Origin of the sequence: Enterococcus sp. DIV2384, from assembly GCF_050534975.1 — a bacterium.
Taxonomy (GTDB): domain Bacteria; phylum Bacillota; class Bacilli; order Lactobacillales; family Enterococcaceae; genus Enterococcus; species Enterococcus faecalis.
This window is the reverse complement of record NZ_CP172905.1, coordinates 906268-919470: the sequence shown is the minus strand read 5'-3', so window position 1 is coordinate 919470 and position 13203 is coordinate 906268. Positions and strand designations below refer to the sequence as shown.

At 37.8% G+C, this 13203-nt stretch carries 13 protein-coding genes; 3 read left to right on the top strand and 10 right to left on the bottom strand.

The features are described from left to right. Positions 1–12: 12 nt before the first annotated feature. Genes IGK54_RS04565 through IGK54_RS04545 form a run of 5 tightly spaced genes read right to left on the bottom strand, consistent with a single transcriptional unit; the run spans position 13 to position 5273 of the window. Positions 13–579 carry a kinase gene (locus IGK54_RS04565; protein WP_016614952.1) on the bottom strand — a complete coding sequence of 189 codons (567 nt, stop codon included), beginning with the start codon at positions 577–579 and terminating at the stop codon, positions 13–15. Between the two features lie 9 nt (positions 580–588). Then, a complete protein-coding gene (locus IGK54_RS04560; protein WP_002369677.1) occupies positions 589–1593 on the bottom strand; it encodes a LacI family DNA-binding transcriptional regulator in 1005 nt (334 codons plus the stop codon). Between the two features lie 6 nt (positions 1594–1599). Next, positions 1600–3090 (bottom strand): UDP-glucose--hexose-1-phosphate uridylyltransferase, encoded by a 1491-nt coding sequence (gene galT, locus IGK54_RS04555; protein WP_181036288.1) that lies wholly within the window; start codon positions 3088–3090, stop codon positions 1600–1602. Positions 3091–3104: 14 nt separating this feature from the next. Next, entirely contained in the window at positions 3105–4094 is a 990-nt protein-coding gene (galE, locus tag IGK54_RS04550; RefSeq protein ID WP_010830500.1) for a UDP-glucose 4-epimerase GalE, read from the bottom strand. 15 nt (positions 4095–4109) lie between these two features. Further along, complete coding sequence (locus IGK54_RS04545) at positions 4110–5273, bottom strand: galactokinase (RefSeq protein WP_002386588.1); 1164 nt, start codon at positions 5271–5273, stop codon at positions 4110–4112. A gap of 198 nt (positions 5274–5471) precedes the next feature. On the opposite strand from IGK54_RS04545, the gene galM reads away from it, so the two are divergent. From galM to IGK54_RS04530, 3 genes are all read left to right on the top strand, one after another. Beyond that, the gene (gene galM / locus IGK54_RS04540; RefSeq protein ID WP_311388818.1) at positions 5472–6530 is read left to right on the top strand and encodes a galactose-1-epimerase; all 1059 of its coding nucleotides are present in this window, start codon (positions 5472–5474) and stop codon (positions 6528–6530) included. 130 nt (positions 6531–6660) lie between these two features. Beyond that, complete coding sequence (locus IGK54_RS04535) at positions 6661–6807, top strand: hypothetical protein (RefSeq protein ID WP_002384758.1); 147 nt, start codon at positions 6661–6663, stop codon at positions 6805–6807. A 120-nt stretch (positions 6808–6927) separates the two neighbouring features. Beyond that, positions 6928–7566, top strand: a complete 639-nt coding sequence (locus IGK54_RS04530; RefSeq protein ID WP_033595468.1) for a sugar O-acetyltransferase — start codon at positions 6928–6930, stop codon at positions 7564–7566. Between the two features lie 41 nt (positions 7567–7607). On the opposite strand, the gene IGK54_RS04525 is transcribed toward IGK54_RS04530, so the two are convergent. From IGK54_RS04525 to IGK54_RS04505, 5 genes are all read right to left on the bottom strand, one after another. Further along, entirely contained in the window at positions 7608–8039 is a 432-nt protein-coding gene (locus IGK54_RS04525; protein WP_002390068.1) for a VOC family protein, read from the bottom strand. A 66-nt stretch (positions 8040–8105) separates the two neighbouring features. Further along, a complete protein-coding gene (locus IGK54_RS04520) occupies positions 8106–8585 on the bottom strand; it encodes a GAF domain-containing protein (protein WP_002365470.1) in 480 nt (159 codons plus the stop codon). Between the two features lie 235 nt (positions 8586–8820). Further along, a complete protein-coding gene (locus IGK54_RS04515) occupies positions 8821–10038 on the bottom strand; it encodes an amidohydrolase (protein WP_002371358.1) in 1218 nt (405 codons plus the stop codon). Next, positions 10035–11285, bottom strand: coding sequence for an amidohydrolase family protein (locus IGK54_RS04510; protein ID WP_430603257.1), 1251 nt, complete (start codon positions 11283–11285; stop codon positions 10035–10037). Before IGK54_RS04510 ends, IGK54_RS04515 begins: the two co-directional genes overlap by 4 nt. Next, complete coding sequence (locus tag IGK54_RS04505) at positions 11286–12947, bottom strand: peptide ABC transporter substrate-binding protein (RefSeq protein ID WP_010712269.1); 1662 nt, start codon at positions 12945–12947, stop codon at positions 11286–11288. Positions 12948–13203: the final 256 nt, after the last annotated feature.

Here is a 13203-nt window from a genome sequence, read left to right as displayed (position 1 = left end):
GCGCAGCACTTACTACTGAATATCTGCTAAAATTTGCCTGATAATCTGCTTTTCAGACAGTTGTTCAGATAACCGCTGTTCTCCCGGAAACCCTAAATAATCTTCTGGTAGCCACCAACGTTTCATTTCCACGACACCAAATTCTTGATTCTTGTTTCTCTGGCTATGTCTTTTCAGCGTTTCTTCAAAAGAAATATCAAAATAATAAACCTGAACGTTTCCTTCAAAGAGATGAATTATTTCCTGAAAAAAGGAATGATAAATGGCTTTTTGAAAAATCCCTTCAACAATCACATACTGGCATTCTTGATAACCAAAAGCTACCAACTGTTTTAACAAAGCAATACTTAGATTACCTGTTTCATCTTTAACACGAAGCATTTCTCTGCGCACCACATCTTGAGAAATCAATAACGATTGTTCTTTAAGACACTGATGAAGCGCTTTAGCTATCGTTGTTTTACCACTACCAGAATTACCACGTAAAATAATTAATTTCGGTTGCATCTGTTTCCCTCCATTTTCTTGATTGTTGAAAACAAGCAGAAAAGAGCAAAAAACTTGGAAAAAACTCTCCAAGTTTTGCTGTTATTTTGATGAATGTTTCGTTGAATCTCGCTGAATGAATTCCGTTCCGACAATAATTTTTCTAGGAACTGGTGGGGTATTCAAGCATAACTCTTTCATTGTCTCAACGGCTAGCTCACCCATCCATTCAGTATGAACTTTGACTGTTGTTAATGTGGGTGAAACATATTTTGCGACACTAATATCATTAAAACCAATGATAGAAATATCTTCTGGCACACGAATGGCTGCTTCTTGTAACGCCCGCATTGCACCAATCGCCAATGTATCACTTGCAGCGAAAAAAGCGGTTGGACGAGTGTCCGCTTTTTCAATAAAGTCTTTCATCGCTTGATAGCCTTCTTCAACAGAAAAAGCTGCTTCGACAACCCATTCTTGATGATAAAGGTCCAGATCTTTTAAGGTTTCTTTAAAAGCGACAAAACGTGGATCAACCAATGCCACGTGGGACTCTTTCGTATATTCTTGCCCAGAAAGTATACCAATTTTCTGATGCCCTTGCGCCAAAAATTCTTGCACAATTGTTTTAACACTTCCAGCAAAATCAACAACAATGGAGTTTTGGCCAAAAGCCATTGCATCAAAGTCTACAAATAGAAGAGGTGCGCCTAAGGCGGCTAAGGCCGCCACTTGCTTTTCATCAAATTTTCCTAGGGCAATTGTCCCATCAAATCTTTTTTGAGACAGGTTTGTCAGAGATTCTTTGACTAAAAGAAAACCCAATTCCTCTGCCCGCTTTTCAACACCTAAACGAATCGATAAATAGTAAATATCATCCAGTTCTTCTGGATCGCTGAACCATTGGACAAACCGAATTTTCTTTTTGCCTGCTTGTTTTTTTCTGGCTCGCTTTTTATAATTTAACGTTTCTGCTGTTTCAAATATTTTCTTCTTCGTTTCATCACTAACTGATAATGTTTCATCATAGTTCAAAACTCTCGAAACTGTCGCTGAAGAAACACCGACTTGCTCTGCTATATCTTTAATGGTTACGATGTTCCTCACCTCAAATTAATCATTTTCAATACATTGAATAAATCGTTCAAAAGCACGACGGCCTTCTTCATCACGTTTAAAGACGCCGGCATCTGTTAAAATTTGAACAAAAATTGTCCCAATTCCTTGTTGGATCACTTCTTTGACATTGGCTTCAGTGATGGTTTGCTGACTGAGTTCATCCGCCCAAGCTCGATGACTTTCAGCAATTTGATTGGGTTGCTTTAATAAATACTTTTCGACTTCTCTTAATTCTTGTGCCAGCCTTGGTGGCAAAATAGCTAGTCCCATTACTTCAATTAAGCCAATATTTTCTTGCTTAATATGTTGTACTTCTGGATGTGGATGAAAAATGCCATCTGGAAATTCCTCCGAAACATTATTATCTCGTAAAACTAAATCCAATTCAAATAATGACCCTTTGCGTCGGGCAATTGGCGTAATCGTATGATGCGGTGTGCCATCTTCTGAATAGGCCCGAACTGAGACACGTTCATCAGAATAATTGCGCCATTTGGTCAAAATTAATTCGGCCGCCTCAACGAGTTCCTCTTGATGATCACTTTGAAGACGAATCACAGACATCGGCCATTTTAAAATACCCGCAGTTATCTCAGGATATTTTTTCAAAGAAAATCTTTTTTCCATTGGTGCTAAATCCATTGGAAATGTATGACGTCCTGCTTGGTAATGATCATGAGATAAAATAGAACCACCAACAATTGGCAAATCTGCATTAGAGCCCACAAAATATTCAGGGAATAACTCCGTAATTTTAAGGAGCCGCTGGAACGTTTTTTTCTCGATTTTCATTTCTCGATGTTGTTGGTCCAAGAAAATCGCATGCTCATTATAGTAAGCATATGGCGAATATTGAAAGCCCCAAGCTTCGTCCTCTAAATTTAGTCGGATAATCCGATGGTTTGTCCGTGCTGGATAATTCACACGACCATAATAGCCTTCATTCTCCATACATAACATACACGCTGGATATTTTTTTTGACTCATTTTCTTTTCAGCCAAAATTTTTCGAGCATCCTTTTCTGGCTTCGATAAGTTAATGGTAATTTCTAGTTTACCATAGGGTGAGTCCATTGGGAAAATAATATTTTTGGCGATTGCTTTCGTTTTAATGTAGTTATTCGTTTTACATAACTGATAAAAATAATCCGTTGCTTTTCGTGGAGACTCTTGATAATAATCCATAAACTTCCGATTAATGATGGTTGGGGTCGGCGTAATAAAATCCATTAACTCCGCTTCTAGTTGTTCTGCTTCCGTAATTGAGTCATCGATTTGGTGATTGGCTTGTGCAATGTTTAAAAGCTGTTCCACCACATGCAACGGCTCTTGTTCACAAGCAACTGCTTCTGGTTGTTCAAAAAAATCACAGCCAACTAGTTTGGCAATCCGATTCGTCAAATAATAACGGTCTGTTTCCGTCCAATCGCCATTTTCTATGATTATCTCTACAAATGCAGCAATCCATTTACTACTTTCTTTCATCATCTGATGTTCTCCTATTCATTATAGCCTTGAGGATGTTTCACATGCCATTGCCAAGCGGTGGCGATAATGTCCTTGACCTCAGTTACTTCTGGTTGCCAGCCTAAAACTCGTTTGGCTTTTTCACTAGAAGCAATTAACGTACTAGGATCCCCTGCTCGGCGTGGCGCGATTGTCGCAGGAATTTCTTGGCCTGTCACTTCGCGAGCAGCATCTAACATTTCTTTAACAGAATAGCCGTTGTTGCTACCCAGGTTAAAGACGTCACTTTCGCCGCCATTTTTCAAGTATTCTAAAGCCAAAATATGTGCTGCAATCAAGTCTTCAATGTAAACATAATCTCGAATGCACGTACCATCTGGTGTATCATAATCATCCCCAAAAATACTTAGCTCTGCTCGTTGGCCTAATGCCACTTGTAAAATAATTGGCACAATATGCGTTTCTGGCGTGTGATCCTCACCAATTGAGGCATCTTTTTTTGCTCCCGCAACATTAAAATAACGCAAAGCAACATATTTCATTCCATAAGCGTTGTCGCACCATTTCATGATTTTTTCCATCATTAATTTACTTTCCCCATACGGATTTTTAGGATTCGTTGGGGTTTCTTCTGTAATAGGCATTGCTTTTGGTTCGCCATAAGTGGCCGCTGTGGAAGAAAAAACAATATGTTTCACTCCAAATTCTTGCATGACTTCCAAGGCAATTTGAGTGCCGTGAACATTGTTATTGAAATACATTAACGGTTTCTCCACGGATTCTCCTACTAAAGAATTGGCCGCAAAGTGCAACACCCCTTCAATTGATTCTTTTTCAAAGACACTACGTAAAAAAGCTTTATCACGAATATCGCCTTCATAGAAAGCCGCTTGTTCATGAACTGCTGAACGATGCCCCGTTAATAAATTATCAACAACAACAACGGCATATCCTTTTGAAATTAATTGATCGACGGCATGTGAGCCAATGTAGCCTGCGCCACCTAATACTAAAATAGACATTTAAAGCCTTCCTTTCTAAAATAACTTTCTGGCACCATCATCAATTGATGCAGGATAAAAATCAGCAGCATAGCCAATTTTATCTTGATAACTCTGGCCAACAGCTTCAATAAATGCATCTATATTTTGCTTTGGTACCAAAGCAATACTACAACCGCCAAACCCTGCACCAGTCATCCGTGCGCCCAAAACGCCTGGTTGTTCTTGCGCACAAGCCACTAAGGTATCTAACTCAATGCCAGTTACTTCGTAATCTTCTTTTAGCGAACGATGTGAGGCATTTAATAATAAGCCAAATTCTTCCAAATCCCCTTCAGTTAGCGCTTGTTTTGCCAATAAAGTTCGTTCATTTTCTGTGACGGCATGACGCGCTCGTTTAATCAACGCTGGATCTCCAATCAATGCTTGATATTGTTCAAATGTCTCGCTGTCTAATTCACCTAAAAATTCAATAGATAACTCTTTTTGAAGCAAACGAACGGCTTCTTCGCATTCTGCACGACGTTCATTATATTTTGAATCTGCTAATTCACGGCGTTTGTTAGTATTCATAATGACAATCGTATACTCACCTAATTTGGCGGGAACCATTTCATAGTGCATATTATTGGTATCTAGTAGAATAGCTTGATCTTTTTCTCCCATCCCTACGGCAAATTGGTCCATAATTCCTGAATTAACGCCAATAAATTCATTCTCCACTTTTTTACCGATTTGCACCAATTCAAGCATTGGACAGTGTAAGGCATATAAATCATTACAGATCGTTCCCATTAAAAGTTCAATAGAAGCAGAAGAAGACAAGCCAGCACCATTAGGAATCGTACCGTAGAAGAGCACATCTAAGCCAGAATCAATATTGTGTCCGCTTTCAATCAAGTAATTTAAAACGCCTTTAGGATAATTTGCCCAATCATCTGAATCTGAATAGGTTAAATCTTCTAATGAAAATTCGATGAGACCAACCTCTTTAAAATTATCAGAAAACATCCGAATTTTTTGGTCGTCTCTTTTTCTTGCCACACCAAATGTCCCTAAAGTAATAGCCGCTGGGAAAACATGACCGCCATTGTAATCTGTATGTTCACCAATCAAATTAATTCTTCCAGGGGCAAAATAACAGGCTGTCCCTTTCTCACCAAATATTTCTACAAATCGATTCATTAACAGTTCTTCCATCACTAATCGCTCCTTTCACTAGTAAACAAATTGTATAATATTTACTAAACTTTTGCAAATGTTTACTTAATATTTTCTTAATTGTCATTTCAATTGAAAACGTGTACAATACAATTAAATACAGATTTATTTTCTTAGCATTTCTTTTTGACTATTTAAATAATCTAAACAACAAAGTTAAATTTACTAAATATTTACTTGAAGGAAGGATTGATTATTTTGACTATTTCAACTGAATCATTTGGACAAGGAATGCTTCTTTACACACTGACAAATAAAAATGGTGTGACTTTAAAAGCAACAGATTTTGGTGCGCGAATTGTTGCGCTCGACGTTCCTCTTACAAAAAATGAATCCCGATCACTCGTGCTAGGCTTTCCCTCAGCAGATGAATATTTGTCTAAAGACGTATATTTTGGTGCAACAATTGGTCGAACAGCTGGCCGAATTGCCGATGGATCCTTTGAACTAGCGGGTAAAACGTATCAAACGATGATTAATACTCCTACTCAAACAACACTTCACGGCGGCACACCTGGGTTTGAAAGTAAAAAATGGCACAGCGAAATCCAAGAGGCACAAGTGAATCCTTCTGTGAAATTTTGGCTAGAGAGTCCTGCTGGTGAAAATGGTTTTCCTGGAAATCTCACTGTTTCAGTCACGTATACATTGACTGAAGAAAATGAATGGCAAATTGAGTATCAGGCAACTACAGATGAACAAACACTTTTTAATCCAACCAATCATGTCTACTTTAATTTAACTGGAAATCCTGCAATCCCCATTGATGCGCATGAGTTACAAATAAATGCCCAAAAGTTTGTCCCGCTTGATGAAAGAGTTTTACCGCTTGGAGAATTAGCTTCCGTCGACCAGACAGCTTTTGATTTACAAAAACCTAAAAAATTAGCTGAGGTTTTTTCAAGTAACGATGAACAAATCCAAAAGATGAACGGCTTCGATCACCCTTTCATCTTAACCAATCATGATTTAATTAACCCAGATGTTATCTTAAAAAGTCCTACTAAAGATATCACCTTAGAAATGTTCACTGATCAACCTTCAGTTGTTATTTTTTCAGCAAATTTTGCTGATAGCGGTCCCGATATTCAAGGGCAAAAATTAGTCAATCACGGAGCGCTCACATTTGAAACCCAAGTCTGTCCTGGTGCTGAAAGATTTCCGTTGTTCGGTTCTATCACCCTCTCACCTGAACAGGAATTTCACTCAACGACCCGTTTCAAACTAATTTATTAAGTGAAAAGATGCTCTTAACCAAGCTTATCTTCGAACTAAAAAAGATAAGAATGGTTAAGAGCACTTCTATTATTTGACATTTTTAATCGCTCCAATTACACTATTTTCAATTAGAAAGGCGGTGATGTCTATGTATGCAATCAAATTTTTTCATGGCTATTTAACTGCAGATGGTAAACGTACGCGAGATAAATCAGGTTGTTTAGTTTACCACTCTGAAAAAGAAGCACAAAAATTAGCAGATAAAATTGGCGGGAGAGTTAAAAAAATTGGATAACCTTAGGTAAAGGATAGATAAGCAAGGCTATTCTGCTATCTATCCTTTTTTATTTTACATATTCCTCGACTTATTGTATTGATTTGATACAATAGAGAAAAAGCCTAAAGGAGCGCTTACATGAAACAAAATGACTTTGATTATATGCAAATGTTAAAAGGTGAATTATATTACGCCCCCACCATTTTACCCGAAAACAAATCAACAAAAGGCAAGGTGTTAGCTCAAAAAATCAATCAACTTCCTATCGATAATGTGAAAGAAATTGTGGCCCTAGAAAAAGAATTATTAGGAAAAACTGGCAATGAGTTATATATCACCCCACCCCTCCATGTAGATTACGGTCGCCATATTGAGGTAGGAGAAAATTTTTATGCAAATATGGATTGCATTTTTTTAGATGTAAACAAAATCATCTTCGGTGATAATGTCATGGTTGGCCCTCGTGCTAGTTTTTATACTGCCGGCCATCCAATTGATCCAACGATTCGAACTGCAGAATTAGAATTCGGTACGCCAATTACTGTTGAAGATAACGTGTGGATTGGCGGAAGTGCCACCATTTTACCTGGCGTTACAATTGGAAAAAATGCTATTGTTGCTGCTGGTGCTGTGGTTACAAAAGACGTTCCTGCCAACACGATTGTTGGGGGTAATCCAGCAAAAGTCATTCGCAAAATTGATGAAAAAGATCAGCAATTTTGGACAGAAAAGCAACGGCAGTATCAAATCGCTAAGAAGCAATTCTTTCATGAATAAAAAATCCCCAATCCAATGAAAATAACGGATTGGGGATTTTTTTAATCTTCTTCATAATAATTAAACATCCAATGGATGCCAAACTGATCTTTTAGGGAACCATACTTTTTGGACCAAAAAGTTTCAGATAATGGCATTGTAACAGTGCCACCTTCAGATAATCGTTTAAATAAGCGATCAATTTTTTCATCATCATCTGTGCTAACCACGAGCGAAAGGTTATTTCCTTCCGTAACTTCAAAACCAAACATATCAGGAACATCTGAAATCATTACATAGGTTCCTTCAATAATGATACTTGCGTTCATCACTAAATCCTTCATCTCGTCGTTTATAGGATGCTCAGGATCTTCAGGTGCTTCGCCAAAAGTCATTAAATTTTGACATTTTGTATCAAAAACATCTTCATAGAACGCAATTGCTTCTTTTGCTTCACCTTTAAAATTTATATACAGCTCTAACAAATGACTCACCTTCTTTCATGATCAAATTTTATACTTTATTTTCTCATGATTTGTCAGAAAGCAAAAATAGTCTGCTTAAAAATCTGATTTTTCTAGTAACAAGGTAACAAATTTTTCCAAATACAGTTGGTCAACCGCATCATAGCTATTTGTTACACCACTATCAATATCTAAAACACCGACCAATTGATGATTTTTTACCATCGGTACAACGATTTCAGACATCGCAGCTGAGTCACAAGAAATATAATTGGCGTGTGTCTTCACGTTATCAACAATCAATGTAGCTTGTTTTTCCGCGGACTCACCACAGACACCTTTGCCCATTTTAATTCTGGTACAAGAGACTTTCCCTTGAAAAGGACCCAAAACTAATTCTTCATTTTTATATAAATAATACCCAGCAAAAACAGTGTCTGGTAACGTTTGCGCAAGTAACGCAGACGAGTTTGCTAAATTTGCAATAGCATCCGTTTCTATTTCTAACAAACCGCTCAATTGTTGTAAGCACAATTCGTAGGCTGCTTTTTTGTTTTCTCTCGTTTGTTCAGTCATGCTTGGTTCATCTCCTTCATTTTGTCTTATTATAAAGGAAGATACGCAAAAGTGCTATGTTAAAGTGAGTCAAACAAACTTGAAAAGCTGATCCACGTTGTGAGCAGAAGCACTTTATACGCATTAAACTGTGACGAGTAACCGCAGGACTAAACACTGTGCGTTGCTCAGAGCTGAACCCCGTTTCCTCTGTTTGGCTTTTTAGCATTCTATTTCTACCTAATTTTAAAGCAAGTTAAACCCATTGTCCTTTCAACATAATCTGGCGTTTCTGTGGTTTTCTAGCAATCACTTCTGCTGTAGAAGCTGCTTCTGTAAAGATAAAGTTTGCTTCGTCGCCTTCTGTAAACCAAAGACGTTCTTCTTCAAATGAAAAAGGTGCTTCTTTGCCACAGCCATGGACGTAAGCTTGAGTAAGTTGCTCTTCTGTAATCTTTCCTGTCATTTCACAAAAATTACGTAATTTTTCAAATAAATCACCTGAAACATTAGAACTCCAAGAGTCAAAAAAGCCATCACTACCTAAATGAACCGATACACCAGCTTGGCGTAACACATCAATTGGTGGCAATAAATAACGAGGATCATAGGGAATTGTAGACATAATCGCCGTTTGATGCGTTGCCAAGCGTTGGTATAGTTTTTCTTTTTCTGCTGGTCGTACATCTAGCAGCGCAAAGGCGTGACTGATAGCGGTTCGCTGAGTAAATTTTCGTTCTTCTAAAATGTCTAAAAATTTATCAATTGTATAAACGCCAACTTCCCCCGTATCATGCAAGTGGATATCGATTCCTACTTGAAATTCTTCTGCCAGATCGAAAATAGTTTCTAAAGATTCTTCAATTGCATAATCAATGCCTGCAGGATCTAAACCGCCAACCATTGTTCCACCATTTTTTAGGGCTTCTCTCATGAGTAAAACCGTGTGGGGATTTTTTAATAATCCATGCTGTGGAAAGACAACAATATCATAATCAATCACATGCGCATATTTTTCTAAGGCTCTTTTGACGCCCCAGAAGTTTTCTAGTTCTACATAAGGATCAATGTTGACATGTGTCCGAATATAAGAGGCTCCATAACCAATCAATTTTTCAATCATGGCCGTCGCTCGTTGTTCTGTTGACGGAGCTAACAATTTAAGTTCACTGGCTTCGTCTGCTAAACGCTCTTTTAAATTTTTAACAGGTTGGCTAGCACGCCAGCCTAATGAAAGGTAGGTTTTATCTAAGTGATTATGGCTCTCTTGAAAAGCGGGAATAGCCAGTTGTCCGTTTAAATCAGTGCCTTGTTGCTTTTCAGTGACTTGATTTTGCGGAATAATCGCTTGGATTTTGCCTTCTTGAATCGCTAAAGTATAGCGTGCGGTTTTAGTATACGTTAATTCGTGGTGGTCTTTAGCAAAACCAGTTTCTAAACGAACATTATTCAAATAAACAATGGATGCTGTCATTCTTTTTCCCCCTTTTGAACGGCTTCAACCAGTTGTCCTTTTAGTATCAGTTGTTGGATTGGCTGTTGGCGTGCAATCACGTGAGCAGTGCTCTCAGCATTAAATAGTAGGAAATCTGCAGAATCGCCGACGTTAGGCCAAACTTGCTGCCCGTTAGGATCAAGAGGCGTTACAAAATTACTCGCTAAGCCCCATAAACGATTCAAGCGATACTCATCGCTAATTTTAAATCTTTGAGCGGCTGTATTTAATTTTTCTATTGTATTGCCACTGCCAAAAGGCGACCAATGATCCGTCAAACTGTCATGAGCAACGGAAATCTTAACACCTTGTTCAACCAAGGTTGGAATCGGCATGGTGGGCATTCCAATTGGTACAGTCGAAGTCAAATCAATACCTGTTTCGATGAATTTTTGCGCAATGTCTCTAATTGCTGCTTCTTCTAAGCTCCCTAAGGCTAAAGCATGACTTAAAGTGACTTTGCCAAACATCTTTGCTTGTTCTGTATAATCAACAAATTTATTAAATTCATAAAGTCCCAAAGTATCACGGGCGTGTAAATGAACATCAATTTTTTTATTAAATGTGGTAGCTAATTCAAATATTTTTGCGATTGAATGATCCACATGACGATCCACAAGGGCTGGATCAACGCCGCCGACATGAGTTGCCCCCATGCGTAAGGCTTCGCGCATCAAAGGTTCGACTTGTGAGCGGAGTAATCCGTGTTGAGGAAAAGCCACAATTTCATGAGTAATGTATTGTTCATATCGACTAAATGCTTCTTTAGTGATTTCAATATGTTTCGTTCCAATAGATGGATCTACATTACAATGACTGCGAATATGATAATGGCCTTGTTGAATATACTGCTCAATAACTTGGCAAGCACGTTCTAAACTAGTTGGTAATTGTTCAGGTAACAGCCAAGTTTCTTCTTCAATACGTGTTAAAATTCCTTTCATTAGTGGACGACAGGCCTTCCAAGGTCCCCCAAAATACGTTTTATCAATATGAATATGCATTTCTCTTAGAGCAGGTAAAACGAGTTGCTGATTCACATCGATAACTGTTTCGTTCTCTAAAGGCCTTAACTGCGGTGCGACCGCAGTACAGACCTCGTTTTCAATTCGAATATCATAGCTAGCTGTTTCTGTCGCAACAATTCGCTGATTCACAGTAGAAAATCCTGTTTCTAATTTACAGTTTTTTAAAAGCATGACAAACCCCTTCCTACCTTCATTCAATTAGTTAACATAAGCCCATTTTAAACTGTACGTAGGTCCAAATGAATGCCAATACAGATCCTTGATTTTTTGATTAGCTAATACAGAAATGCTTCGATTGTAGATTGGTGCTAAAACCGTTTCCTGATTCACCAAAATATCTTGTGCTTGAGCAAAGTCATTTAAACGAGCCTCTTGATCAGCCGCATGTGTTGTTCTAGTCTCTTGGATTAATTGATCATACGTATCACTCTTGAACGTTACGCCGCCCAAGGTACTATCCGAAGTAAAGATGCGCATAACTGTTAATGGATCACGATAATCGGTTCCCCAACCAGATAATTCTAAATCATAGTCTCTCGTTTGATCACGATCAACACGAATAGTAAAAGGAACTTGAGTAACATTCACTTCTAATCCGTCTAGATTTTCTTCCAATTGAAATTGGAAAAACTCAGCAGCTTTTTTGGCGCTGTCTGTATCATCTGTTAAAAATTCTAATTTGATTTTATCCAGCCCAATTTCTTTTTTCCCTTTTTCCCAGAATTCTTTTGCTTTCGCTGTATCGTAGGTTAAGTAGTTATTTTTCTTAGCAGCTAGTTTTGTGAAATCTGTTCCATCTGGCGCAATCGTTTGTCCCGGCGGAATTACTTGATCTGTAGCCGTGGATTGATCTTGCAAGACTTCTTTTACAAAACTTTCTTTATCAAAAGCTTGTGCCAACGCTTTACGAATATTGTTGTTCGCTAAAGCCGGATTTTCTTTTCCATCACGAACACTGTTCATTTTTAAAAAGTATGTGACGAATTGAGGAATTGAAAGAAAGGCTGGATTATCAACATAACCAGGAATAAATTCACCACTTAGCTTATTCACTACATCCAATTCATTCGAGTCAAACAAATTCACCGCTGTCGTTGGGCTCTTAATTACTGAAACTTTCGCTTCTGATAATTTAACTTTTTCAGCATCCCAATACGTATCATTTTTTTCGTAGGTCCAGTCATCAGAAGAGGCATTATCCCATTCTTTCAATTTAAAAGGACCATTATAAATCAAATGTTCTGCATCAGTGGCATATTTATCCCCTTGTTCTTTGATATATTTTTCATTTTGCGGAAACAAAACAGGAAACGAAAGCAAAGATTTCAAATAAGGGGTGGGCCGTTCTAAAGTTATTTCTAACGTTTTATCATCTAGCGCCTTAACCCCAAGAGTATTCACATCTGCGCCTTCTAAAGCAATTTCCTTAGCATTTTTAATGACATCAAAAAATAACGCTTGATGAATCGATCCTGATTTAGGGGAAGCAACTTGTTGCCATGCATAAACAAAGTCGTTTGCTGTTACTGGATCATCATTCGACCATTTGGCATCTTCTCTAATCTTAAATGTATAAACGGTTTCATCTTCAGAAATCGCTGGTTCTTCGGCAGCGACCCCCAACTCTAATTCATCTTCTTTACCTAAAACATAGAGTCCTTCATAAACTTGATTCATGACTAAAGTCGAGGTCGTATCCCCCGCTGTGTGTGGTTCCATTGTCGAAATAGCCGCTTCAGAACTAATTGCAATTTTTTGTTCCGCTGCTTTGTTACTATCAGCCGAGTTTCCCGTTCCCGCCTGACAAGCCGTTAAAGCTAAAAGCAAACCGACGCATCCTAACATTTTTAATTTCTTCATACCGATCCCTCCATTTTACAAACTATAACCTTCAAATTTACCAGAATTTTCTGATAAAATATAGAAAAAGAAGCATATCTGATAAGAGTCTCAAAAAACTTACAGATTATAGAAATACTTGAGAAATTTAAAGTAGCTGAAACAATAGTAAAAGCATTAAAAATTAAGTATACTATTGCTATATCTTTAAACGATGCGTTTCTATAGGTTGTAAGCGCTGATTGTTCTTATTTGGTCACTTGTGACTACCAATCAC

Excerpts from the sequence above, each read along its gene's own strand:
- galT (WP_181036288.1), bottom strand. The coding sequence starts at position 3,090 with ATGAAAGAAAGTAGTAAATGGATTGCTGCATTTGTAGAGATAATCATA.
- galE (WP_010830500.1), bottom strand. The coding sequence starts at position 4,094 with ATGTCTATTTTAGTATTAGGTGGCGCAGGCTACATTGGCTCACATGCC.
- IGK54_RS04545 (WP_002386588.1), bottom strand. The coding sequence starts at position 5,273 with ATGGAAGAACTGTTAATGAATCGATTTGTAGAAATATTTGGTGAGAAA.
- IGK54_RS04535 (WP_002384758.1), top strand. The coding sequence starts at position 6,661 with ATGTATGCAATCAAATTTTTTCATGGCTATTTAACTGCAGATGGTAAA.
- IGK54_RS04530 (WP_033595468.1), top strand. The coding sequence starts at position 6,928 with ATGAAACAAAATGACTTTGATTATATGCAAATGTTAAAAGGTGAATTA.
- IGK54_RS04520 (WP_002365470.1), bottom strand. The coding sequence starts at position 8,585 with ATGACTGAACAAACGAGAGAAAACAAAAAAGCAGCCTACGAATTGTGC.
- IGK54_RS04515 (WP_002371358.1), bottom strand. The coding sequence starts at position 10,038 with ATGACAGCATCCATTGTTTATTTGAATAATGTTCGTTTAGAAACTGGT.
- IGK54_RS04505 (WP_010712269.1), bottom strand. The coding sequence starts at position 12,947 with ATGAAGAAATTAAAAATGTTAGGATGCGTCGGTTTGCTTTTAGCTTTA.